Origin of the sequence: Aciduricibacillus chroicocephali, from assembly GCF_030762805.1 — a bacterium.
Taxonomy (GTDB): Bacteria; Bacillota; Bacilli; order Bacillales; family Amphibacillaceae; genus Aciduricibacillus; species Aciduricibacillus chroicocephali.
Map to the genome: position 1 here is coordinate 874,412 of NZ_CP129113.1, position 23,275 is coordinate 897,686.

At 42.2% G+C, this 23,275-nt stretch carries 31 protein-coding genes; 22 read left to right on the forward strand and 9 right to left on the reverse strand.

Annotated elements, in window-relative coordinates; genetic code table 11:
- Positions 1–220 precede the first annotated feature (220 nt).
- Together sigI and QR721_RS04565 are read left to right on the forward strand one after the other, a co-directional pair.
- Positions 221–949, forward strand: a complete 729-nt coding sequence (sigI, locus tag QR721_RS04560; protein ID WP_348029275.1) for an RNA polymerase sigma-I factor — start codon at positions 221–223, stop codon at positions 947–949.
- Positions 946–2,187, forward strand: coding sequence for an anti-sigma factor domain-containing protein (locus QR721_RS04565; RefSeq protein WP_348029276.1), 1,242 nt, complete (start codon positions 946–948; stop codon positions 2,185–2,187). Before sigI ends, QR721_RS04565 begins: the two co-directional genes overlap by 4 nt.
- A 48-nt stretch (positions 2,188–2,235) precedes the next feature.
- Here QR721_RS04565 and QR721_RS04570 read toward each other — a convergent pair whose 3' ends face one another.
- Complete coding sequence (locus QR721_RS04570) at positions 2,236–2,475, reverse strand: YhdB family protein (RefSeq protein WP_348029277.1); 240 nt, start codon at positions 2,473–2,475, stop codon at positions 2,236–2,238.
- Between the two features lie 174 nt (positions 2,476–2,649).
- Between QR721_RS04570 and QR721_RS04575 the strand changes: the two genes are divergently transcribed.
- The 14 genes from QR721_RS04575 (at position 2,650) to QR721_RS04640 (ending at position 13,304) form a co-directional block, all read left to right on the forward strand.
- Positions 2,650–3,252: a YhcN/YlaJ family sporulation lipoprotein gene (locus QR721_RS04575; protein ID WP_348029278.1), complete on the forward strand. Its 603-nt coding sequence runs from the start codon at positions 2,650–2,652 to the stop codon at positions 3,250–3,252.
- A 93-nt stretch (positions 3,253–3,345) separates the two neighbouring features.
- Entirely contained in the window at positions 3,346–3,804 is a 459-nt protein-coding gene (locus tag QR721_RS04580) for an S-ribosylhomocysteine lyase (protein WP_348029279.1), read from the forward strand.
- A 73-nt stretch (positions 3,805–3,877) separates the two neighbouring features.
- Positions 3,878–5,245, forward strand: a complete 1,368-nt coding sequence (locus QR721_RS04585) for a dipeptidase (protein ID WP_348029280.1) — start codon at positions 3,878–3,880, stop codon at positions 5,243–5,245.
- A 69-nt stretch (positions 5,246–5,314) separates the two neighbouring features.
- Positions 5,315–6,079: an SDR family NAD(P)-dependent oxidoreductase gene (locus QR721_RS04590; RefSeq protein ID WP_348029281.1), complete on the forward strand. Its 765-nt coding sequence runs from the start codon at positions 5,315–5,317 to the stop codon at positions 6,077–6,079.
- A gap of 114 nt (positions 6,080–6,193) precedes the next feature.
- The gene (gene map, locus QR721_RS04595; protein WP_348029282.1) at positions 6,194–6,946 is read left to right on the forward strand and encodes a type I methionyl aminopeptidase; all 753 of its coding nucleotides are present in this window, start codon (positions 6,194–6,196) and stop codon (positions 6,944–6,946) included.
- Positions 6,947–7,008: 62 nt separating this feature from the next.
- Positions 7,009–7,728 (forward strand): AzlC family ABC transporter permease, encoded by a 720-nt coding sequence (locus QR721_RS04600; RefSeq protein ID WP_348029283.1) that lies wholly within the window; start codon positions 7,009–7,011, stop codon positions 7,726–7,728.
- The gene (locus QR721_RS04605) at positions 7,725–8,018 is read left to right on the forward strand and encodes an AzlD domain-containing protein (RefSeq protein WP_348029284.1); all 294 of its coding nucleotides are present in this window, start codon (positions 7,725–7,727) and stop codon (positions 8,016–8,018) included. Before QR721_RS04600 ends, QR721_RS04605 begins: the two co-directional genes overlap by 4 nt.
- 72 nt (positions 8,019–8,090) lie before the next feature.
- Positions 8,091–9,311 carry an MFS transporter gene (locus tag QR721_RS04610; protein ID WP_348029285.1) on the forward strand — a complete coding sequence of 407 codons (1,221 nt, stop codon included), beginning with the start codon at positions 8,091–8,093 and terminating at the stop codon, positions 9,309–9,311.
- 71 nt (positions 9,312–9,382) lie between these two features.
- Complete coding sequence (locus QR721_RS04615; protein WP_348029286.1) at positions 9,383–9,610, forward strand: IDEAL domain-containing protein; 228 nt, start codon at positions 9,383–9,385, stop codon at positions 9,608–9,610.
- A gap of 76 nt (positions 9,611–9,686) precedes the next feature.
- Positions 9,687–11,075 carry a class II fumarate hydratase gene (gene fumC, locus QR721_RS04620; RefSeq protein ID WP_348029287.1) on the forward strand — a complete coding sequence of 463 codons (1,389 nt, stop codon included), beginning with the start codon at positions 9,687–9,689 and terminating at the stop codon, positions 11,073–11,075.
- Between the two features lie 116 nt (positions 11,076–11,191).
- On the forward strand, positions 11,192–11,398 hold the full coding sequence (locus QR721_RS04625; RefSeq protein ID WP_348029288.1) for an alpha/beta-type small acid-soluble spore protein: 207 nt from the start codon (positions 11,192–11,194) through the stop codon (positions 11,396–11,398).
- Positions 11,399–11,619: 221 nt separating this feature from the next.
- Entirely contained in the window at positions 11,620–11,967 is a 348-nt protein-coding gene (locus QR721_RS04630; protein WP_348029289.1) for a YlbF/YmcA family competence regulator, read from the forward strand.
- Positions 11,968–12,093: 126 nt separating this feature from the next.
- On the forward strand, positions 12,094–13,050 hold the full coding sequence (yhaM, locus tag QR721_RS04635; protein ID WP_348029290.1) for a 3'-5' exoribonuclease YhaM: 957 nt from the start codon (positions 12,094–12,096) through the stop codon (positions 13,048–13,050).
- A gap of 53 nt (positions 13,051–13,103) precedes the next feature.
- On the forward strand, positions 13,104–13,304 hold the full coding sequence (locus QR721_RS04640; RefSeq protein WP_348029291.1) for a sporulation YhaL family protein: 201 nt from the start codon (positions 13,104–13,106) through the stop codon (positions 13,302–13,304).
- A 53-nt stretch (positions 13,305–13,357) separates the two neighbouring features.
- Here the strand turns inward: QR721_RS04640 and QR721_RS04645 are convergent, their stop codons facing one another.
- Both QR721_RS04645 and QR721_RS04650 read right to left on the reverse strand, forming a co-directional pair.
- On the reverse strand, positions 13,358–14,260 hold the full coding sequence (locus QR721_RS04645; protein WP_348029292.1) for a peptidylprolyl isomerase: 903 nt from the start codon (positions 14,258–14,260) through the stop codon (positions 13,358–13,360).
- Between the two features lie 166 nt (positions 14,261–14,426).
- The gene (locus tag QR721_RS04650) at positions 14,427–14,975 is read right to left on the reverse strand and encodes a DUF3267 domain-containing protein (protein WP_348029293.1); all 549 of its coding nucleotides are present in this window, start codon (positions 14,973–14,975) and stop codon (positions 14,427–14,429) included.
- 134 nt (positions 14,976–15,109) lie between these two features.
- Here QR721_RS04650 and QR721_RS04655 point away from each other — a divergent pair, with 134 nt between their 5' ends.
- Positions 15,110–15,469: a DUF1878 family protein gene (locus QR721_RS04655; RefSeq protein WP_348029294.1), complete on the forward strand. Its 360-nt coding sequence runs from the start codon at positions 15,110–15,112 to the stop codon at positions 15,467–15,469.
- 41 nt (positions 15,470–15,510) lie between these two features.
- Here the strand turns inward: QR721_RS04655 and QR721_RS04660 are convergent, their stop codons facing one another.
- The 3 genes from QR721_RS04660 to QR721_RS04670 form a co-directional block, all read right to left on the reverse strand.
- The gene (locus QR721_RS04660; protein WP_348029295.1) at positions 15,511–15,870 is read right to left on the reverse strand and encodes a YtxH domain-containing protein; all 360 of its coding nucleotides are present in this window, start codon (positions 15,868–15,870) and stop codon (positions 15,511–15,513) included.
- Between the two features lie 131 nt (positions 15,871–16,001).
- Entirely contained in the window at positions 16,002–16,526 is a 525-nt protein-coding gene (locus QR721_RS04665) for a tryptophan transporter (RefSeq protein ID WP_348029296.1), read from the reverse strand.
- Between the two features lie 141 nt (positions 16,527–16,667).
- Complete coding sequence (locus tag QR721_RS04670) at positions 16,668–17,096, reverse strand: HIT family protein (RefSeq protein ID WP_348029297.1); 429 nt, start codon at positions 17,094–17,096, stop codon at positions 16,668–16,670.
- A 175-nt stretch (positions 17,097–17,271) separates the two neighbouring features.
- On the opposite strand from QR721_RS04670, the gene QR721_RS04675 reads away from it, so the two are divergent.
- Both QR721_RS04675 and QR721_RS04680 read left to right on the forward strand, forming a co-directional pair.
- A complete protein-coding gene (locus QR721_RS04675) occupies positions 17,272–18,030 on the forward strand; it encodes an ABC transporter ATP-binding protein (protein WP_431189530.1) in 759 nt (252 codons plus the stop codon).
- Positions 18,023–19,240 (forward strand): ABC transporter permease, encoded by a 1,218-nt coding sequence (locus QR721_RS04680; protein WP_348029298.1) that lies wholly within the window; start codon positions 18,023–18,025, stop codon positions 19,238–19,240. The genes QR721_RS04675 and QR721_RS04680 overlap by 8 nt, the downstream gene beginning before the upstream one ends.
- 40 nt (positions 19,241–19,280) lie before the next feature.
- Here the strand turns inward: QR721_RS04680 and QR721_RS04685 are convergent, their stop codons facing one another.
- Both QR721_RS04685 and QR721_RS04690 read right to left on the reverse strand, forming a co-directional pair.
- A complete protein-coding gene (locus QR721_RS04685; RefSeq protein ID WP_348029299.1) occupies positions 19,281–20,459 on the reverse strand; it encodes a M20 metallopeptidase family protein in 1,179 nt (392 codons plus the stop codon).
- Positions 20,460–20,585: 126 nt separating this feature from the next.
- Positions 20,586–21,017, reverse strand: coding sequence for a ferritin-like domain-containing protein (locus QR721_RS04690; protein ID WP_348029300.1), 432 nt, complete (start codon positions 21,015–21,017; stop codon positions 20,586–20,588).
- A 102-nt stretch (positions 21,018–21,119) separates the two neighbouring features.
- Between QR721_RS04690 and QR721_RS04695 the strand changes: the two genes are divergently transcribed.
- From QR721_RS04695 to QR721_RS04705, 3 genes are read left to right on the forward strand one after another with little or no spacing between them, the layout of a single operon-like run.
- The gene (locus tag QR721_RS04695; protein WP_348029301.1) at positions 21,120–21,752 is read left to right on the forward strand and encodes a phosphatase PAP2 family protein; all 633 of its coding nucleotides are present in this window, start codon (positions 21,120–21,122) and stop codon (positions 21,750–21,752) included.
- A gap of 16 nt (positions 21,753–21,768) precedes the next feature.
- Positions 21,769–22,206, forward strand: a complete 438-nt coding sequence (locus QR721_RS04700; RefSeq protein ID WP_348029302.1) for a disulfide oxidoreductase — start codon at positions 21,769–21,771, stop codon at positions 22,204–22,206.
- The gene (locus QR721_RS04705) at positions 22,203–22,700 is read left to right on the forward strand and encodes a thioredoxin family protein (RefSeq protein ID WP_348029303.1); all 498 of its coding nucleotides are present in this window, start codon (positions 22,203–22,205) and stop codon (positions 22,698–22,700) included. The genes QR721_RS04700 and QR721_RS04705 overlap by 4 nt, the downstream gene beginning before the upstream one ends.
- A 25-nt stretch (positions 22,701–22,725) precedes the next feature.
- On the opposite strand, the gene QR721_RS04710 is transcribed toward QR721_RS04705, so the two are convergent.
- Positions 22,726–23,223, reverse strand: coding sequence for an antibiotic biosynthesis monooxygenase family protein (locus QR721_RS04710; protein WP_348029304.1), 498 nt, complete (start codon positions 23,221–23,223; stop codon positions 22,726–22,728).
- Between the last annotated feature and the right edge of the window lie 52 nt (positions 23,224–23,275).

Genomic DNA, 23,275 nt, shown 5'->3' on the forward strand with positions numbered 1-23,275 from the left:
GTTTTTAATCGAAATGTCAACTAAATGTGATAGCCAATACATACTCTATTAAGTTAAAATATACCATAGACAATACTATATATCTTTATTAGATTACACAGAAGCGGAGCTGCATCATGGATAAGACAAAACAAAGTGAAAACAGAAAAAACAACTTGCCGCCCCCACCCATAAAAAAGGTTAGGGCGGCGAATCTTATGGAAGATGGAGGTGCCTTACAATGGTAACCAGCCCATCATTAAAATCTCTATCCTTGGAAGAGATGATTAGGGCAGCTCAGGAAGGTGACGCCTATGTGCTGAATCATCTGCTGACCAGTTATCAGCCTTTTGTGGCAAAAAGTGTGTCGGAAGTATGCAAACGCTATATAGATCCTAAACGAGATGATGAATTCAGTATCGGTCTTTCTGCTTTTAATGAAGCAATTAGCAGCTATGTACCGGAACGAGGGAATTTTTTCTCTTTCGCCAAGCTTGTCATCAAACGCAAAGTGATTGATTACATCCGTTATTCTCAGAAGGGTGTGACCGCTGTTTCGCTTGATGAAACGTATGACGAAGAACAGATGGAAAATCCTTTGGAAGCCGCAGCTGTTAAGGAAAACTATGATAAAGAACAAGATGCATGGTTTCGTAAGCAGGAAATTATTGAATTTGCCAAACAGCTTAATCAGTATAAACTGACGCTTACTGAACTGGCGGAATCTTCTCCGAAACATAGAGATGCACGCGACTCCGCTGTCGCAACGGCTAAGATTCTGTACCGTGATGAAGCGCTTAGGGATCATGTAAAGCGTAAGCATAAACTGCCGATCAAAGAACTTGCGAAACTTGTTGATGTCAGCAAAAAAACTTTGGAGCGCAATCGAAAGTTCATACTCGCAATATTCATCGTTCTTGATGGGGATTTTGTTTATCTACAGGAGTATTTAAAGGGGATAGGCCAGTGAGTAAAGGTTTAGTGATGGAGAAGCATCGCAAATATATGATCGTCCTGACGAGTGACGGGATGTTCCAGAAGGCCGTCCCGCAAGATTGTGCCGAGCTTGGAGAGGAAGTAGACTTCGAACCCCTCACCGAAAAGCGACGGAAGCTCGTCCTTCCGTCGATAGGCAGGTTCGGTATACCTGTTGGAATTGCAGCAGCAGTAATACTACTTCTAATTGTAATGCCTTTCTTTCCCCAGCCAGGTAAAGAATTGAAGACTTATGCCTATGTCAGCATTGATATTAATCCTAGTATTGAATTGCAGGTTGACGAGTCGATGCGTGTCAAAAAACTAACGCCGTTGAACGAAGATGCTAAAACAGTGCAAGCCAGTCTTGGGGATTACAAAGGCGAAGACATAGCAAAAGTCGTCGACGATATTATGATTAAGAGTGAAGAAAAAGATTTAACTGCTCATGGGAAAAAAATGCTCGTTGGGGTCAGCTACGCCAATAGCAAAGACAGCGATAAAGCATCTGTACTTGATCATTTGCGAGATTTTTTCCGGACAGATGCACCTGACTGGAAGGTAGCTTCATACAAGTTGCCTAAAGACTTAAGAAAAACTGCCCATGAAGAAAAGCTTTCTGCAAATGAACTGCTTGCTAAAAAACTGTACAACTCAGATAATTATGCCTCGCTCTCAAAGAAGGATATTGAAATCATTCATTCTTTTTATCAAAAGAAAAATAAAGAAGCAGAAGAAGCAAAATTAATGAAAAAGGCAAAGCAGGAGAAGGAAAGCGAAAAAACACAAGAGACAGTGAAGCAGGAACAGGAAAAGAAAGATGAACAATCTTCTAGCCAGAAGGTTGTAAATCCGCCTGCATCGTACGAGCCTCAGAGTCAATCGAACAGCGGGCAATCAAAGGGTACAACTCAGCCGTCTGGATCTTCGGGTAGTAATACAAAAAATACTTCAGGCTCTTCTTATTCTGGAAGTAGCAGTTCAAAGACACAACAGCCGTCTACGCCGAATAAAAATAATAATTCGAGCAGCAATGTAAACCGTAATCAGGAAAATAATTATTACAGAGACCAACAAAACAATAATCAAGATAATAGTAACAATAACCAGCATTATGATTATAGGAATAATAATCCATACCGAAACAAGGATTACAATCAATATAAGAACCACGGAGAACAATATCACAATCAATATCAAAACCAGGACGACGATGAGGACGACGATGATTAAGATAAAAGAGGAGCATGTGGCCAAATTTGCCGCATGCTCCTCTTTTTACTAAATTTCAATACTTGGCATCGGTGTCATCTGCATTGCATGGTCTATATAGTGAAGAAGGTCATTGCGTGCTGCTAGTACAATCCCTTCATCAGAGCAAAAGTGAAGTTGAGCAAGAAATGTTTCTATTTTCTTGGAGAGAATGTCGTCAGGCGACTTCGCCATAATATCAATCAGATTGTCCCAATGGCCCCATAAAGTGCAATATAAAGCATTGTCATATTCGAATCCGGGTTCCAAATTAGTCCCCTCCCTTAATTCTGACATTTGCCTGCGTTCGTACTATGCCCATAAAACAAACTGTATTCGCTTGTGCAGTGATGGATTGGTTGCCAGAAAAGTACAGATGAATTTTTGAATAGATGATCTTGCCTTCCGCATACTACTCATGAAATCAAAAGGAGGCAATTATCTATGAGTTGGAAACGTGCAGGCATCGGCTTGGCCATTGCAGCGGCGCTCGTCGGATGTAACAATAATGATAATAATAAAGGCAATAACAACATTGACACACATCGGTATCAGAATGATTTGAATGACAATGGAGATGGAACGACACGTGATCGTTTCAATAACGATATGAACCGTACGCGTGATAATGTACACAACGATATGAATCGTGGCCGAAACACAATTGATCGTGATTACAATGACAGACATGGCGATCATTATAATCTGAGCAAAAAAGCAGCAAACCGTATTGAATCAGAAGTGCAAGGCATTGATGGAGCTTATGTAGTGATGACAGATAACAACGCATATGTAGCTGCAAACCTTGATACGAATAATAGCAATGGTCGTACTGCAGGTGAATTGACTGATTCAGTCAAAAAACATATTAAAAACATTGTGCAGGCAGAAGAGCCAAGTGTGGACCGTGTTTATGTTTCAACAAACCCGGATTTTGCTAATCTAATGAGCCGTTATTCCAATGATGTGGACAACGGGCGCCCGGTCGGCGGAATGTTTACTGAAATTGGCAATATGATCAAGCGTGTATTCCCACAAAATAAATAAGGGGAGGGACGAGCATCCGTGCTCGTCCTTTTCTTTTTTTAATCTCTTTGCTATGATGAATGCATAATGAATAGTAAGAAGGGGCGGTTATGCATGCAAAAAATGAATGTTGAAAGCTTCAATCTCGATCATACGAAAGTGAAGGCACCTTACGTACGTCTAGTTGGCGTAACAGAAGGTTCCAATGGAGATAAAGTATACAAATATGATATTCGTTTTAAACAGCCGAACAAGGAACATATGGTAATGGACGCGCTACATTCCATTGAGCATCTTATGGCAGAGAATATCCGCAATCATATGGACAATGTTCTTGATATTGGGCCTATGGGATGCCAGACAGGATTTTACCTCGCTGTTTTGAATAATGACAGCTATGAAGATGTACTGGAAGCACTTGAAAAGACACTGAAGGACGTGTTGGAAGCGACAGAAGTACCCGCATGCAATGAAGTGCAATGTGGCTGGGCTGCCAACCACAGTCTTGAAGGTGCACAAGAGATAGCACGAGATATGCTTTCCAAGCGAGACGAGTGGCACGAAGTCTTTTAAGAACAAGAAGGTGACAATTCTGTCATCTTTTTTTGTTGTAGTAGGGAATAAGTGCAAACAGGAGAGTGATGAGATGAGTGAGCAAGTAGTTAGCCATTTAAGAGAAAACAGAGAGAGGCTGTTGAAAAAGTTAAATGACTTCCTTCGCATTCCAAGTATTTCAACTGACAGCAAATTTGCAGAATCGGTAAGTGAAGCAGCAGATTTCCTGAAAACATATTTGGAGGACATTGGATTTGGTAAAGTTGAAAAGCAGGAAACGAATGGTCATCCGCTCGTATATGCCGAGTATATGGAAGCAGGTCCTGATGCACCAACAGTGCTTTTCTATGGTCATTACGATGTCCAGCCTCCCGATCCGCTTGATCAATGGGTGACCCCGCCATTTGAACCTGAAATCCGTGATGGCAGATTATATGCCCGCGGTTCAAGCGACGATAAAGGACAAGTGTTCATGCAACTTGCTGTTTTTGAAGCGTTCATGAAAACAAAAGGAAAAATCCCTCTAAATGTAAAGGTTTGTATTGAGGGTGAAGAAGAGATCGGCAGTGAGAACTTGTATGAAATTCTTCATGAAATGAAAGAGAAATTCAGCGCTGATTTTGCAGTCATTTCTGATTCGGGCATGGTTGCCGACAATCAGCCGACAATTCTTTATGGCTTGAAAGGCTTTACTGGTATTGAAATTGAAGTTGAAGGGCCGGATCATGATTTGCATTCCGGTATGTACGGTGGGGCAGTCCGTAATCCGGCGATGGCGCTTGCACATCTTCTTGCTTCCATGAAAAACACTGATGAAGTTGTGACTGTAGAAGGATTTTATGAAGGGGTAGAGGGACTTACTGATAAGGAGAGGGCCCTAATCAAGAGCGTTCCTGGGGAGGATTTCAAAGCTTCTTGCGGTATCGCTGAAACTGCATCAGAAAAAGGCTATACACCGGAAGAACACACAATGGCACGCCCTACTTTTGAAATCAATGGTATGTACAGTGGTTATCAAGGTGAAGGGACGAAGACGATTATCCCTGCGACGGCTACTGCGAAAATCACATGCCGCCTTGTACCAGGTCAGGAACCGGAACATATCCAAGAACTTCTTGAGAAGCATGTATTAAAGCATGCTCCATCTGGTGTTAGAGTGCATGTAAAAAAGGAGAAGCTGTCAGCAAAAGCATATAAAGTCGAGCCGAATCATCCATTGATTCAAAAAGCTTCAGAGAGTTATTCAAAAGCATTTGGAAAAGAAACAGTCTACGTTAGAATGGGAGGTTCAATCCCGGTTGTCGAATGGATTGATGCTTTGTATGATGTTCCAGTTGTACTGCTTGGATTTGGGACGCCGGACGATCGCCTTCATTCTCCAAATGAGAGCTTCCCGCTCGACAGTTTTGACAAAGGAATGGAGACACTTGCCTACTATTGGAGTTCTTTTAGCAAATAACGAAGTGAGCGTTTTGACGTCATCTGCATCGGGTAATAATGGATTAGTTGCAGACTGGGGGGAATTGCGGTGAATTATGCGATTGTTACGGGTACTTCAAGGGGACTTGGAGAAGCTTGTGCTAAGCTGCTTATTGAAAGTGGCATGCATGTATTCGGTATAGCGAGAAATAAGAATGCGAAGCTTGACCATTTTGCGAAAGAGAATCATGTGCAGTTTAATCATATAGAATGCGACTTGGGAGAACCATCTCTTTTGGAAAAGAGGATGGAAGAAATACTTGCAACATTGGCTCATGTAGAAGAGGTGACATGCGTATATCTCATTAATAATGCGGCAACGCTGGAACCAATTGATCGAGCTGATGAATTGACTGATGCTATGGCTATTACTCTTCATACGCAAGTGAATCTGGCAAGCCCGATGCTGATATTGAATGCAGTGCTTCATGCATCAAAAAACAATGACTGGCCGGTGATCGCAGTCAATGTGACGTCCGGAGCAGGAAGGCGCCCAATCCCAGGATTCAGCGCCTATTGCAGTACGAAGGCTGGAATTGATATGTATACTGAAACAGTAGCCAAGGAATTGGAGATTTCAGGATCGGAAAATAAAGTGCTAGGTTTCAGTCCCGGCATAATGGATACAGATATGCAAGAAGAAATTCGGAATTCAAATGAAGCGGCTTTCCATGAAGTTGAGACCTTCCGTGCTTATAAACGGAACGGCCATTTGAGGCAAGTGGAAGAGGTTAGCGGAATTCTTGTTGATATCCTGACAGATCCTGCTAATGCTGTTAGCGGTAAAATATACAATGTACAAGATTACTTCTAAAAGAGTCTTTGCCGGGTTCGGCAAGGGCTCTTTTGCGCAATATAAAGAACTAGGCAAAAAAGTTTTGCATATGTTAAACTTTAAAGAGTTGAATAATGGAGAGGACGTATAAGAATGATCACGAGAAAGAGTGCCCGTGAAATTGAACATATGCAAAAGGCTGGCGATTTGCTCGTGGCCTGCCACAAAAAAATCTCTGAATTGATCCGCCCAGGCATCACAACAATGGAGATTGACAGCTTTGTCGACCGTTTCCTTGAAGAGCATGGAGCTGTTCCGGAGCAGAAAGGATACAATGGGTATCCATATGCGACATGTGCTTCACTTAACGACGAGATCTGTCATGGTTTCCCGACGAATACCCCTCTTAAAAATGGCGATATTGTAACAATCGATATGGTTGTCAATTTGAACGGTGGACTGGCAGATTCTGCTTGGACATATGCAGTCGGTGAGGTCGATGAGAAGGGGAAACGTCTTATGGAAGTGACAAAGGAAGCCCTTTATAAAGGAATCGAGCAGGCTGTTCCGGGGAAACGGATTGGAGATATTGGTCATGCGATCCAGACTTATGCGGAAGGTGAAGGATTCTCCGTCGTACGTGAATTTACAGGTCATGGCATTGGTCCAACCATCCACGAAGATCCGCATATCCCGCATTACGGTTTGCCGAACAAAGGAGCTCGTCTGAAAGAGGGTATGGTCATTACAATCGAGCCGATGATCAATGAAGGTGCATGGCAGAGCAAGCTTGATGATAATGGCTGGACAGCACGCACAATCGATGGCGGCAGATCGGCACAGTATGAGCATACGCTTGCGATTACAAAGGACGGACCGATCATTTTGACAGACCAGGACAAATAATCTTATTTCAAGCGCCCTTTTTTCATTAAGGGTGCTATTTTTTTACGGGAAAAGGTGATGTTATGCAACAAGAGAAAGCGATTGCGGGCAAAGCCTCGCACATGGCGAAAAAAGGACTTGCCGCAGGTTTTCCACTCGTTCTCAGTTATGTTCCGGTTGCAATAGCGTTTGGTGTTGTAGCTAGACAATCCGGAATGAATGTTTTTGATATTGTAATGATGAGTGTGCTCGTCTATGCAGGAGCAGCGCAGTTCATGAGTGTTAATATGATGAATGTGGGGGCGGGGGCTCTTGAGATTGTCATTGCCACATTTGTTCTGAACTTCCGACATTTTATTATGAGCTTTTCATTCATGAATAGGCTTCGCCATATTGAATTTAGTAAAAAGGCACCGCTTACACTGCTGCTTACAGATGAGACGTTTGCAGTTTCATCTATACATAAGGAAGAAGCGAAGAAGGAGAAAGGCATCATATTTTATACAGTGCTCATTCTTTCCGCATACATATCCTGGATTTTCGGAACGATTGTTGGTGCCTTGCTGGGAGATATTATCCCACCGAAATTAAGTGAAAGTATGGGTATTGCCCTTTATGCGATGTTCATCGGATTGCTCGTACCCCCAGTGAAAAAGGAAATCCGGCTTGGCATCATCGCAGTTATAGCAATGATATTAAATGCATTTTTTAGCCAATTCATGGCGAGTGGCTGGTCTATTGTTCTTGGTACAATTATCGGTGGAGCCAGTGGTATCTTTCTTATTAAGGAGGCAAAAGCATGATTTTGCTTATTGTGATTGGTATGTCACTTGCTACGATGATTCCACGACTAGTGCCCGTTTTTATTGTAGATAGGCTTGAATTTCGTCCTTGGTTGAATCGCTGGCTCGCTGCCATTCCGTATGCAGCTCTTGGTGCCCTCATTTTTCCTGGAATACTTTTTGTGAGGGAAAGTTCGCCGGTTGCAGGTATTTTAGGAGGTTTATTTGCGCTGTTACTCAGCCTGTTTCGTTTGAACATCGTTCTAATCGTAATTGGTGCCATACTGTTCATGTATTTCTACCCGGCATAACGTTCTTTAATAGTATAATCAAGCATTTTTGGTCAAAGATATAGGCATGATGAATGAAAGTAGGATGAACAGATGACACAGACAGCGGCCAAAGATAATAAAAACGATCAGCGCTGGGCAATCATATCTCTCGCTTCGATTCCGCTGATTATGACACTTGGCAATTCCATGCTTATACCGATTTTGCCTATGCTTGAAAAAGAACTCGATATTTCAAAGCTGGAGACTAGCTATATTATTACTGTATATTCAATTGTAGCAATTTTTTGTATTCCTATTGCTGGATACTTATCAGATCAGTTTGGCAGGAAGAAAATAATCATTCCAGCATTGATTCTGACAGGCATCGGCGGTCTTGTTGCTGGCTGGGCCTCATGGAAAATGGATAACCCATACGGGATGATTCTCGTTGGTCGCATTCTTCAGGGAGTCGGCGCATCCGGTGCGATGCCGATTGTGCTCCCACTTGTAGGAGATTTGTTCAAAAAGGATGATGAAGCAAGTGCGGCGCTAGGCATTATTGAAACATCAAATACAGTCGGTAAGGTACTCAGCCCAATTCTCGGCTCGCTTCTAGCGGGTTTTATCTGGTTTTTGCCATTTATGGCGATTCCGGTTTTTTCGGTCATCTCACTGTTGCTAATCATTTTCCTTGTAAAGTCTAACGCCGAAGAAAAAGAAGAGCGAATCAAATTCCGGGAATATTGGCAGATGATTAAGGGTGTGTTTAAGGAACATGCAAGATGGCTGGTAGCAGTATTTATCATTGGTGCGATTCTCATGTTCATTCTTTTTGGATTCCTGTTTTATCTTTCGAGTTTACTCGAAGATAAATTCCATTACGATGGTTTGAAAAAAGGTTTTCTCCTTGCAATTCCGCTCCTTGCACTTTCCATTGCTTCTTATATTACGGGAAAGGCAATTAAGGACAACCTCGTCGTAATGAAATGGGTAACGTTTATCGGGATCGTCCTTTCTGGTATATCAGTAGGATTTATTTCTTTCATGGATCATTTTATTTCACTATTAATTATTTTCCTTGTATGCGGGATTGGGATTGGTGCGTCGTTACCTTGTCTTGATTCATTAATTACGAAGAGTTTGGATAAAACAGTTCGTGGGGCAGTGACATCTATCTATAGTGCAATGCGATTCATTGGTGTTGCGGCAGGTCCTCCTGTAATCGCAGTTTTAATGAAAGTTCATCTGCTTTGGATAGTTAGTTTGCTTGCGGTTCTCGCTCTTATTGCGGCAATATTGAGCTTCCGTGGTATTCGTCCAGAAAATGATTAAAAAAATATTCTAACCCTTGCAATTATTCTAAAAATTATGCATAATAATTAAAAGACAAGGGGGAATATCCGATGAAGAAGCAGTTGACCAGTTACCAGTTAGTTTGTTATGTAGGCGAACCGCTTAAAGCTATTCGTGAAATCCCTTTTGAGATGAAATTAACAGCTCGCCTTATTCTCGATGAATTATGCCAATCGTGGAACAAGGCTCGTCTTGAAGGCATGATTGATGAAGCGTTGATCAGCGGAGATCGAGACTCATTTATGGAATTAAGTGAAAAATATAGAGAATATAAGTAGAATATAATAAAGGTTAAAAGTCCTGTCGAATTGGCGGGGCTTTTTACTATTGAAAAGGATAGAGGGGGAATTTGTTATGGAATGGAGAATTGAAAAGGATACACTTGGCGAAGTAAAAGTTCCACAAGAGAAATTGTGGGGAGCACAAACACAGCGCAGTAAAGATAATTTTCCAATTGGAACTGAAAAAATGCCGCAAGAAATCATTCGAGCTTTTGCTATTTTGAAGAAAAGCTGTGCCAAAGCAAATGCTGAGCTTGGCAAATTGGAGGATGAAAAGAGAGATGCAATTGTCTATGCGGCAGATTCTGTTATAAATGGTGAACTTGATGACCATTTTCCGCTTGTGGTTTGGCAGACTGGAAGTGGCACACAATCGAACATGAATATAAATGAGGTCATTGCCCGAAAAGGAAATGAGTGGCTGGAACAGCAGGGAAGTGAATTGCGCCTTCATCCGAATGATGATGTAAATAAATCACAAAGCTCCAATGATACATATCCGACTGCAATGCATATTGCATTTGTCCTTCATTTAAAGGAAAAGGTCCTGCCAGCAACTGAAATTTTACACGAGACAATTGCCGCTAAAGTGAGTAAATTCGAGGGAATTGTTAAAATTGGCCGTACGCATTTGCAAGATGCAACGCCAATCACACTAGGCCAGGAAATGAGTGGCTGGCAAGCTATGCTAGAGAAGTGTAAAAGCATGATATCAAGCGCTACAGAGGAACTGTATGAGCTTGCAATTGGAGGGACTGCTGTCGGAACTGGACTAAATGCGCATCCAGACTTTGCTGAGAAGGTCTGTCGAGAAATAGCAGATGCAACGAAGCTTCCTTTCAAGTCAGCAAAGAATAAATTCCACTCACTCACTAGCTATGATGAAGCTGTGTATGCACATGGGGCTTTGAAGGCACTGGCTGCCGATCTGATGAAAATCGCTAATGATGTCAGGTGGCTTGCAAGTGGACCAAGAAGCGGCCTAGGTGAAATTTTAATTCCTACGAATGAGCCGGGGAGCTCCATCATGCCCGGAAAAGTGAATCCTACACAGTGTGAAGCTTTGACGATGGTTTCCGTTCAAGTAATGGGCAATGATACTGCAATAGGATTGGCAGCAAGCCAAGGGAATTTCGAATTGAATGTGTACAAACCGGTTATCGCCTATAATTTCCTGCAATCATGTCGGCTTCTAGCCGATGGGATGTTATCATTTGAAGAACGCTGTGTTCGCGGCATTGAACCGAATGAAAAACAAATTAAGGACCATCTTGAAGGCTCCTTAATGCTTGTTACTGCTCTGAATCCTCATATTGGTTATGAGAAGGCTGCGGCAATTGCAAAGAAAGCATATGCGGATGAAACTACATTGAAAGAGGCTGCTGCTTCACTTGGTATCCTGGATGAAGCGGAATTTGACCGTCTAGTGCGTCCTGAAGAAATGGTTTCTCCAAAAGCGTAAATATCAACTATCCGTCTGCATGAAGCAGGCGGATTTTTCATTAGTAAAAATTTTTTCAAAAAAAATGAGTGAACTTCGGAAAACGGTACACAATATAGGTACAGGAGGTGAACAACATGGCTAACAACAACAACTCAAACGAACTTCTTGTACCTGGCGTACAGGAGGCACTTGACCAAATGAAATACGAAATCGCTCAGGAGTTCGGCGTGAACCTTGGTGGAGAAACTACTTCTCGTGCAAACGGTTCTGTCGGTGGAGAGATCACTAAGCGTCTTGTCCGTACAGCTCAAGAGCAAATGCGCGGCTACGGCCAGCAATAACAACTGAATATAGAATGGCTAAAAGAGGGAGTTTTTAAGCTCCCTCTTTTTAATTTTTACATAAAGAAGATAAATGAAAATAAATTTTTCCTATAAACGAAAATAAAATTTCTCTACATAATAAATATTAGAAGCACTCTTTTCATGTAACTCAAATAGTATACAGAGTGTCATGTCTTTGATATAGTTATTCACGACATGAACGAACAGGAGGCATGATTATGACGAACTTGTATGATGCTGCTTATGATTTGGAAAAGGCAATCAGAAACAGCAATGAATTCAGTAATTTGAAAACAGCATATGAAGCAGTTATGAATGATTCATCTGCAAGGCAGATGTTCGAGAACTTCCGAGATACACAAATTGCTCTTCAGGAGAAACAAATGAGCGGGCAAGAAATTACTGAAGAGGAAGTCCAGAGAGCGACACAAATTGTGGAGCTGGTACAACAACACGCTGCAATCTCCAGACTAATGGAAGAAGAACAGCGCTTGAATCTTGTCATTGGGGAAATCAGCCAGATTATCACAAAGCCGCTTGAAGAATTGTATAGCACAGTTAAATAATTGTTAGTAAACCCGCGGATCTTTCATCTGCGGGTTCTTTTAGATTATTGGTGAAAAGATTTTATTTTAGCGAAAAGGGAATGGTTCAACAGTTCTAACTCGTTTAGCGGGAAGGAGAGAATATTAATGGCAATCGGTAAACAAAAGGTTGGGGAAATATTTGAGGGATTTGCTCTTATTAAAGATGTGAAGAAAGGAACAACGAGTGGTGGTAAGCCATTTCTTACACTTGTATTTGGTGACCAGACAGGAGAAATGGAAGCAAAATTATGGGACTCAACGAAAGAGGACGAGCAGCTGTTGTTGCCTGAATCCATTGTCCTTGTTAATGGAGAAATTGGTCAGTTCCGCGGTAAGGCCCAAATGCGGATCAATGCAATTCGCCCTGCGCAACCGACTGATGGGGTACATATTGCAGATTTTATCGAAAAGGCGCCAGTGGCTGTTGAGGAATTGAAAGACAGAATCATGGAAGCCATTTTTGAAATGAAGAATCCGAATCTGCAACGGATTGTACGTGCCTTTGTGAAGAAGTACGAAGAAAATTTGTTCTTGTATCCGGCTGCCTCCCGTAATCACCATGAATACACTTCAGGTTTAGCACATCATATTGTTGGCATGCTTGGACTTGCAAAAGGAGTGCATGATTTACATCCGGAAATTGATCGTGATCTTCTATATGCAGGTATCATTCTGCATGATATTGGGAAGTTGCGTGAATTGTCTGGTGTCATCTCGACGAGTTATACAACTGAAGGAAAACTACTTGGGCATATTTCTATCATGGTCGAGGAAATCGCACAGATGGCACGCGAATTACAAATTGAAGGCGAAGAAGTACTCGTGCTTCAGCATATGGTATTAAGTCATCATGGCAAGGCAGAGTGGGGAAGCCCGAAGCCTCCAATGATACGTGAGGCAGAAATCCTTCATCTCATTGATCTGATGGATGCTCGTTTGAATATGCTTGGCCGAGTTCTTGAAAATACGGCACCTGGAGAGTTTACAGAACGAATTTTTTCATTGGAACAGCGCAGTTTTTACAAACCTGCTTTTTCAGTAAAAACTGAATTGGATGCATGAATGACTGATCAGCCTCATACAATGGCAATAGACAAGCCAAAGGAGGCATTATCATGATAGCAGGTATTCCAATATGGGTCTTTGCGGCGATCGGTTTAATTTTTTTCTCTGGTGTTATGGCCTTCCGAGCAATGCGTGCAGAACGGCAACTCGAAAATCAGTTTATTGAAAAAGAGGGCAATATCTTTATTGAACGAATGGAAGCAGAGCGGGCAGCACGCTCACAGCATGGACATGCCGGAGAAACACAATAGAGGATAGAAAAAGTCCGCGAAGCATTCTTATGCTTCGCGGACTTTTTGATTAATTAACCTTGTGGAATGGTCTGTTGGCTATCGTCCTGTTTAAGAGCATCTTTCAAGTCTTTGACTTTGATCTTTACATCAGCTTCTTTAACAAGTTTATCTAGCTTCTCCTGAGCTTTCACAGGATCAATCTTCTTCATAGCCAGTTCACGGCGAATGTCTTTCTTCGCCTTGTCATAGGATTCTACATCTTTGTTTTCACGCTTGTCTTCAAGCTTGATGATGTGGTAGCCGAAGCTGGACTGGACCGGATCTGAAACCTCGCCTTTTTTCATTTTATAGGCTGCATTAAGGAATGCCTCGTCCATATTATCTTTGGCAGAGAACCAGCCAAGTTCGCCACCCTTGTCCTTGTTGGCATCATCTTTTGAATATTTCTTAGCCAATTCGGCGAAGTCGCCACCTGCATCCAATTCTTTTTTCACTTTTTCAGCTGTTTTCTTATCGTCGACAAGAATGTGGCTTGCTTTAAGTTCAGTCTTCATGCGATCATACTGCTTCTTGATATCAGCATCTTTCACTTTGATATCTTCTGTGACAGCTTGTTCCTGAAGAAGGTTCAGGCGCAAGTTTTCCTTCAGCTGCTTCTCAGTGAAGCCTTGTTGCTGAAGAGCTTGCTTATAGCCATCGCCAAGCTGATCTTTAATCTTCTGAAGTTCATCATTTACTTGCTTGTCAGTTACTTTGTACTTGTCTTCAAGGACTTTAGCTGTAACCATTTCCTTCAGCACATCATTACCGCTGCGTTGTTTCATTTCGTTATAGAAATCTTCTTTTTTGATGTCACCGGCTTTGGAAGTAGCGATCGTTTCCGGATCTCCTTTTCCTGAACCTGAATCATTGCTGCATGCAGCCAGACCAAAAATACTGGCGGACAGTGTCAGCGCAATTGCTAATTTCTTCATCTATGAACACTCCCAGTTTTAATGTTTGCGGACAAGACTTAATATAACATATATGATGGGGGAAAACATAGTCAAATCCTCTACAAAGATACGAGCTATTCCGACATATCTGGTTCAAAGGCCTTCATTAAAATAAAAAGACAGCAGGCTTTTTGGCCCGCTGTCATCATTGTGTATCCTGCTCAATCAAAATATCCATGCCACATGTCCGGTTGGCGACCATAGAGCGCTTCGGAGCGCGTAGCAAATGCCCAGTATAGATAAAATCTTTAAGTGAAAGTCCGATATTGGCTGCCGTCAGTATAAGCGTATAGACGTAGAAATCTTTTAATACAAGGCTTGAAATCAGACCTGGCACAGTGAAAAGAATTGTCGGTGACAGGGCAGTGAGCATAGATACAGGTTTTGACAAATGGTTTTTTGTACAAAAGTAAAAAACAGGAAATATTTTCAGCTTCCAGCGTTGAACAATGCGAATCTGTTTTCCGAGCAAAATGCATGGAACAAGATGCAGCAATGAGTATATTGTTGGCATCAGGAGAAAGATTACAGCGAATGGGAAGAATGCCCCGTCATTCGTAAACGCTTTGTGATGAAAAATGGAAATCGGTACGTAAAGCAGTATGAACATGAACAAACCAAGCAGAAACGATACAAAATAACGGCGTTCCTGGCCATATTCTTTATTCATGTTGACACTCTTCCAGCAATTCACCTTAGGTCCCTCCAAAATTAACTTATTTCATCGTTATGATAGAAAATCATAGTATCTTTTATTGAAAAAATCAACAGTCTTTTTAACTTTTTTAAAGGAATTAAATATATAATGAGGAATATGTACTTAACGCGTTGAAAGGAGGGCTTCCAATCAATACATTATCATTCCATCTGCATCTGATTTCCGACCTTATCAGTGCTGATGAATATCCATTTACAAAACTTGTAATCAACAAGGGACTGACCGAGCCGGAATATAATGAATTGTTCCATCTGCTGGAGGAATTGAATTGCCGCTACATTCAGCAGAAGGAGGAAGGCCTCCTCGACTATACGTGTTTGCTCATTCATTTTGCCGGGATGCTGAATTTAAAGTTGCATCCGGACCAGGCAATGCTTGCATTGAAGAGGCAAGGCCTCTATACAGAGCTTATGGAAGAATTCATAGGAATAATTAAGAAATCGGAAAAACGAGGCCTTAGATGGCGTTGAATAAAAAATGTCCGGCTAGACTGAGACTAGCCGGACATTTTTTATTTTTTATTTACTTTATCTTCCAAGTCGCGCAAAGATGCCTCGATTTGTTCGAGATACTCATGGATATTTTGCTGATGCGGTGCGACAGCATGTTTCCATTCTTCTACGGATTTTTTCATTTCTTTAGTAAGATTGTTCATGAGAGCCGCGCCTTCTTTGGAAGTCTCGGCAATCTGTCGTTTGAGACGCAAGCCGTCAAGTTTCACGCTGTCGGCAAGCTCTTTCCATTCAAGGCCTTGCTGTTTTACACGGAAACGGACGTCTCTTCCAGAAGAAGGTGTGCTCAGCAACGTGGCGAGCGCTCCGGCGGCACTGCCGACCAGGACACCAAGTGCGAGTGATTTTGCATTAGCCATATGATCGCTCCTTTGTTCATTGCTATAATTATCATTTCCCTGATGATATGCTGTCAATCGTGAAATATGATTCATAGGCAGGAAAACCCCCTGGCAAACTGCCAGAGGATTTTCACTTTGGAATGCTAAAATCAAGCTGCTGTTGATAGACGGGAACGCTTCATGATTGACTGGACAACAGGGTACAGGACAATCATTACAACCGTATTCACAAGTGTCGCAGGGAGGACCACACCGACAAACAATGCGGTGAATCCAACCGGAATGGAAGCAAGAATGAATACGACGACAGATACAAAAATAGATCCACTGATCATTGTGCCGACTGCTGTAAGAACAGGAGCGGCAATTGGTCCGCGAACCATTTTTCTAATGATGAGGTAAAGGCCGAGAAACGCAAATGCTGTAATCGGTTTATCTATCATATTGGCAATCTGTCCGCCTGGAACCTGTGTTGTCAATGCTGACATGGCACCTGCAAGCAGTGCTATGAGAAGCACATACTGCGGACGCGGGAACATGATAATCCCCAAAAACATCATTGCAAGAAGCATGTCGGGTTTTACACCAAAGATAGGCGGCATAACCGCATGAAGCACTGTTCCAATCCCAATTAGCAAGGCTAGCATTACCAAAACTCGAATATTCAATTTCATGTTGCTCATCTCCACTCTGCTCAGCTTTCATTCCCAACTGTGCCATCTAGGCCAGCTGCGGAATGTTATATTCATTATACCAAATTCGTGACTAAAGAAAAAGATGCTAAAGTCTGAAAATAGCCTTTTCAGTTTCTGAGTTTACTTGATTGATGAAGAAATTTCTCCAGCGATTTTCTGCAAATCTTCCTGGCTATAATTATCGCCATGTGTCGTCCAGTTCGAAGAATATCCGTCTCCCTTGCCATAACGTGGGATGAGGTGAAGGTGAATATGGAAGACAGATTGATCGGCAGGTGCTTCATTATTGTTGAGCACATTCATGCCGATTGCGCCGTATGTCTCTTTAATGGCATTGGCAATTTTCGGTACACGACTGAACAATTCACCAGCGGATTCGGAAGAAATTTCGTAAATATTTTTAGCGTGTTCCTTTGGGATGACAAGTGTATGGCCCTTTGTCACTTGGCTCAAGTCAAGGAAGGCGTATACTTTTTCGTCTTCATATACCTTCGCGGAAGGGATTTCCCCTTTTGTAATTTTGCAAAAAATGCAGTCATCATGGCTCATTAAATAATCTCTCCTGTCTTCTCATTAAGTGAGGAATGCTTACTTTTATTGTACGTTTGGGCTTTCGTTATGTAAAGGGATGCGCCATCTGGAGGCTTGTCGAAAAGGGTGGAAGAGTTTACTTTGGAAAAGAAGCGGTGAAATGATAAAATTTTATCAGGATGAATCGAAAATAATGGAGGCGGAATTATTGGCAGCATTGCTTGAAGTTGCAGACCTTGCTGGAGGATATACGCATAAAAATGTCCTGCATGGTATTTCATTTACTGTAGAGCCTGGTGAGATTATCGGGATGATTGGATTAAACGGTGCGGGAAAGAGTACAACAATTAAACATATTATCGGTCTGATGCAGCCGAAGACGGGCCTGATACGTATTAACGGCAAATCTTTTTCGGAAGATCCGGAAGGCTATCGTCAAGAGCTTTCCTATATTCCGGAGATGCCAATACTGTATGAAGAATTGACACTTTATGAACACTTGCGTCTAACAGCTCAAAGTTACGGACTATCTGAAGAACAGTTTGAACAACGGATGACACCACTTTTAAAGACTTTTCGAATGGAAGGCAGGTTGAAATGGTTCCCGGTTCATTTTTCCAAAGGAATGCGTCAAAAAGTGATGATCATGTGCGCCTTTCTCGTTGAGCCGGCGCTATACATTGTTGATGAACCTTTTGTCGGCCTTGATCCGCTTGGAATCCAAGCTTATCTCGAGTTGATGGAATCGATGAAAGAAAAGGGGGCAGGAGTGCTCATGTCTACCCACATTCTTGCAACGGCAGAGCGATACTGTGACCGATTCGTCATCATTCATGAAGGGAGAATCAAAGCGCATGGCACTTTGGCTGAATTGCAGAAGCAGTTTCAAATGCCGGGCGCTGCACTTGATGATCTTTATGTCCAGCTGACAAAGGATGCGGGCCATGTTTGAATTTAACGCTCGGGAACTATTTGCAAAACGTTTTAGCCGTCATATGCGCGAGCTGAGCCGTTATTTGCGTTACATATTCAATGGTCATATTGCTTTTGCAATGCTGTTCTTCGTATCGGCACTTGCTTATTATTACAAGACATGGCTGGACAAGTTGCCAGCTGATTTTCCGGCGGCTGCCGTCATCGGTTTTGTTTTCGCTGTGGTTTTGGTCTTCAGCCCGGTAAGAACATTGCTGAAGGAGGCCGATCTCGTTTTCCTGCTTGCATCTGAGCAGAAGATGAAACCATACTTCAACAGAGCGCTGCTGTACAGTTTTGTTTCTCAGTTGTATTTGTCAATTGTTGCAGCAGCAGCTTTAGGGCCGCTTTATTTTGCAAGCAGGCCGGATGCGACTGGCAGGACTTATCTGCTAATCATCATAGTGCTCGTTATTTTCAAAATTTGGAATCTATTCGCGGCATGGCAGCTTAGACAAATTCGTTCACAATCATATAGAAGAAGTGAAACAGTCATACGGGCTATGCTTGATTTCATGGTATTCTGGATGCTTGCAAAGGGAGAAATCCTTTTTGCTGGACTAGCGACTCTATTGTTTGGAATTCTTATTGTCAGTGATATCTTTTTTGCTCGCAAAGAAGCAGGATTAAATTGGGAATATCTAGTGGCGAAAGAGCAGGCCGGCATGCAGGCATTTTATCGTTTTGCGAATCTGTTTGCGGATGTGCCGCATTTGAAAGACCGAGTGAAGCGACGTAATTGGCTCGTCTCTCTTATTGGAAGAATTCCTTTCCAGAAGGAGAATAGCTTCGATTATCTATACCGGAGGACAATTGCGAGGAGCGGTGATTATTTTGGAATGTACGTGAGGCTTATTGTACTCGGTGGACTGGCAATCTGGTTCATTCCGAATTTCATCATGAAGCTCATGTTTGCATTGTTGTTCCTTTACATGGCAATTTTCCAATTAGTGCCGTTGTACAAGCACCATAGGACAATTCTTTGGCTGGATATTTATCCGCTTTCCGAAGAGTTGAGGAGAAAATCTGTCCTGCAGCTTCTCTTCCGGATGGCAATCTTGCAAGTCGTCCTTTTTGCGGCTGTCTTTGCTGTACAAACTTTGTGGTTTGGTAGCGTTATTGTTCTTGTTGGAGGAGCTTTATTCAGTTATCTGTTCCTGTTTTATTACGCTGCAGAGAAGATGAAATAGAAGACACCTTGCGCATTTAAATGTGCAAGGTGTCTTTAGCTTAATTTTCGTGCTTTTCCTGATAGGCAAAGAAACATGCAATGAGTGACTTTGCGGCTATTAGGAGGGCACGCTCATCGATATCGAATTTTGGATGATGGTGGGGGTAAATCGTTTCAGGTGCTGCGCCAGTGAAGAAGTAGGTGCCAGGCTTTTCTTTCATGTAATAAGCAAAGTCTTCACCTGCCATACTAGGTTCGCAAACTTCTACATTTGTAACACCAGGAACATGTTTACATGCATCAAGAGCAAGATGGGCTTCTTCTACATGATTTGTAAGTGGCGGATAGCCTTTACCATAGTCTAAATCAATCTCAACATCATGCATCTTTGCAGCTCCGTCAAGAAATCGCTTGATATTCGTTATAATCATTTCTTGTGCGGATTTTCTTAAATACCGAACAGTACCTGTAATCTTAGCTGTTTCTGCAATAATGTTAAATGCTTGGCCTGCATTGAATTGTCCGACTGTGATGACGGCTGTATATAGAGGATTCAGCTTTCGGCTGATAATCTGCTGAAGTTCCATCACCACCTGCGCACCGATGACGAGAGCGTCTTTTGTTTCGTGGGGATAGCCTCCGTGACCGCCTTTGCCTCGTACTGTGATTGTGAATCGGTCAGCTCCAGCCATGAATGGACCTGGTGTCGTCTGGATCTTCCCAAGAGGTTCTGTAGCCCACAGATGCGTACCAAACACAGCATCAACATCCTCCAGGGTGCCTGCATCAATCATTGGCTTCGCTCCCCCAGGCACTAACTCTTCAGCATGCTGGTGGATAAATACGATTGTTCCAGGGATGTCTTCTTGGAACTTTTTTGCTGCTTTGGCGATTGAGAGAAGTGCTGCTGTGTGACCGTCATGTCCGCAAGCATGCATAACGCCTGGGACAGTCGATTTATAAGGAACTTCTTTTTCATCTTGAATCGGCAAGGCATCAAAATCGGCTCGTAAGGCAATTGTTTTACCTGGCTTGCCACCTTTAAGAGTTGCCAAGACGCCATTGCCACCGACGTTATTCCTATAAGGGATGCCGAGATCTTCATAAAAATCAGATATGTACCGGGCTGTTTTTGTTTCGTGAAAAGAAACTTCCGGATGCTGGTGCAAAAATCTGCGACGCTCCACTGTCTCTGCATACAGATTATCAATTTCCTCATAAAGTGCTGATTGAACCATTTGGAAGCCCCCTTTTGAATACAGAATATTATTGACATTTTAGCACGGATGGAACTTATGGGAAAAGAGAAACCCGAGACGAAGCTGGAATTAGCTTCGTCTCGGGTTGTATCAGTTGGTCGGTAATCAGATGCGATGATCTTCCAACAGACGTTCAATTTCTTCTTTGTGATGAGTTTCATCAGCAATCATGTCTTCCAGCTCCACAACGAGCTCTGTAAGCCCAAGATCTGCTGCTTGTTTCTTACGTTCTTCGTATCGGTCAATCGTTTCTTTTTCCGCTTTGAGAGCTTCTTCAAGAAGGTCTCGGACTTCGGTTACTTGTGGAACTTTTGCCGATTCTGTAGTAGGCGTGCCGCCCAATGCTTTAATTTTCTCTGACAAATACATTGCATGTCCAAGTTCGTCTGTAATCTCTTTCTCAAAAAACGGCTTCAGAGCAGAGCGGTACAGACCAGAAACGACGGCGGCACTGTATGAGTATTGGATTGCTGCTCCGTACTCATGGGAAAGGTCTACGTTTAGTCCATCTATTAGATTCTGGATATCCTGGTTCATTTCTATCACCCTTCATTGTTAGTCTGCTAAATTTATTTCCCGCTCTCCTCATTTCCAAAACTAGTTCGGTTCAAGTAAAATGTAAAAGTGGGAGGGAAGAAATTGAAAAGGAAAAGGATATTTCATTGGACGTTGCTCATTATTATTGCCATAGTGGTCAGTATATGGATTCATGATGTGATGATTGGAGAGTTGCCTTTAGTCGACAAGTTGACGAGAGCTTTTGTTACAGCGTTTGGCAACACATCGTACTATCGATTCTTCACATGGTCGACGCACTTCGGCTCTAAGTCATTTCTAATTCCATTCGTAATCGTGATGGCCATCGTTCTCATATATATGTACCGAAGAGTCCTGCCAGGTGTTATGTTCGCATTCGGAACGCTTTTTGGCTGGATTTTTAATGAATTGATTAAGTCTCTTGTACAACGCCAGAGACCAAGCCTGAATCCCGGTCTGGATGCTATAGGGACAAGCTTTCCGTCCGGTCATGCGATGATTTCATTCATCTGTTATGGGTTGCTGCTTTATTTTTTGATAGTGAAAATTAAAAGCCGCATTTTGCAAACCGTTTTGCAAATTCTCATTCCTATAATAATCCTTGTTATCGGACTTGGGCGCTACTTGATTAATGTGCATTATTTGACGGATGTTATGGCTGGATATTTCTTCGGGTATCTGTTCCTTATTGTGTGGATTAAGCTTTATAAGAAGTTATCAGTAAACAAACGGTAATAAAGGGAGTATTTTTATGGAGAATTCAAAAAAAGAAGAGAATTTAATTATGATTATCTGGGCCCAAGCGCTTGTTGCCATGCTTGGCAGTCTGTTCTATTCGGAGATAATGGGCTATACGCCTTGTGAGATGTGCTGGTATCAGCGTATTCTCATGTATCCGCTCGTCATAATCTACGGGGCATATGCCTTTGGCAAGAGAAAGAGCAGAGAGCAGCTTATTCCCGGCATGATCATGAGTGGTATTGGTCTGCTAGTTGCTATATATCATTATATGATTCAAAAAGTACCGGCTTTTCATGAGGCAGGCGGTGCATGTGGCATCGTACCGTGTAACGCGGTTTATGTGAATTATCTCGGCTTTATTACAATTCCGTTCATGGCGGCAGTTGCCTTTGCTGTTATTTTTATTTTGACCATTGTACTTTATAAGAAAAAGGGGAGAGTTGCATGAAGAAACGGCTGCTTATCATACTTGGGGCGATCATCGTATTGTTTGTTGCACTTGTACTCGTCGTCAACCACAAGAATAATGAGAAAATAGAGAATTCAAACAACCCTTATGGCAAGGAAACGCTTAGACAGGAAACGATTGACCAGCTGGATGATCCGCTTTATCAGAATCAAATCATACCGACTGATCTGGATAAAAAACTTGAGAATAAGGAAGATATGCTCGTTTATTTCTATAGTTCTACTTGTGAACACTGCAAGAGAGTTTCACCAGTTCTAGTTCCACTTGCAGAAAAGATGGATGTGGATATGAAAAAAGTGAATCTATGGGAATTTCACCAACAAGCCTATTGGGATAGGTATTTCATTGAAGGAACTCCTACCCTTGTTCAGTATAAAGATGGAGTGGAAGAGGACCGTCTTGTTGGTGAACATACAAAGAAAGAATATGAGAATTTTATAAACGAATATAAAAAATATGCAGAAAAGAAATAGAAAGTGGGCCGCTCAGGCCCGCTTTCTATTTTTCTTGCGTAATTACTGTGTATTTTTTTATATAAGGACGGTCGGCGTAATAGGCAGGTGGTTTTGGTGGTCGATTGGCATGAGCCTGCTTGAACTCTGCCGATTCAGTCCAATTTTCAAAGTCCTGTTTTGATTGCCATTGGGTGAATGCTGCATATGTGTTGCCGGATATAGGTCGGAGCAGACGGAATGCTTGGAATCCCGGAGTTTTCTCGACTTGCTGCTGACGCTGACGGAAGCGTTCCTCGAACATCGGGCGGCCTTCTTCTGTTACTGGAATGTTATTAATAACAACGTATCCTCTTTGAACAAGTTCACCGCTTGTAATTACATGCTCATAGGAACGTCCTGATTCGAATATCTCCTCATTCTCCGCTTCATAATAAAGTACCGCAGTATCAGCTTCTTCCATCAGGATAAAATTCAGTTCCGGATGTTTCACCATCAAGCTTTTTAAATAGCTTTCAGTTCCATTTGTCATATAGCTGTTCACGAAGATTCCCCCCAATTCAGATATTTCTCATTCATCTTAGCATGCCCACTGT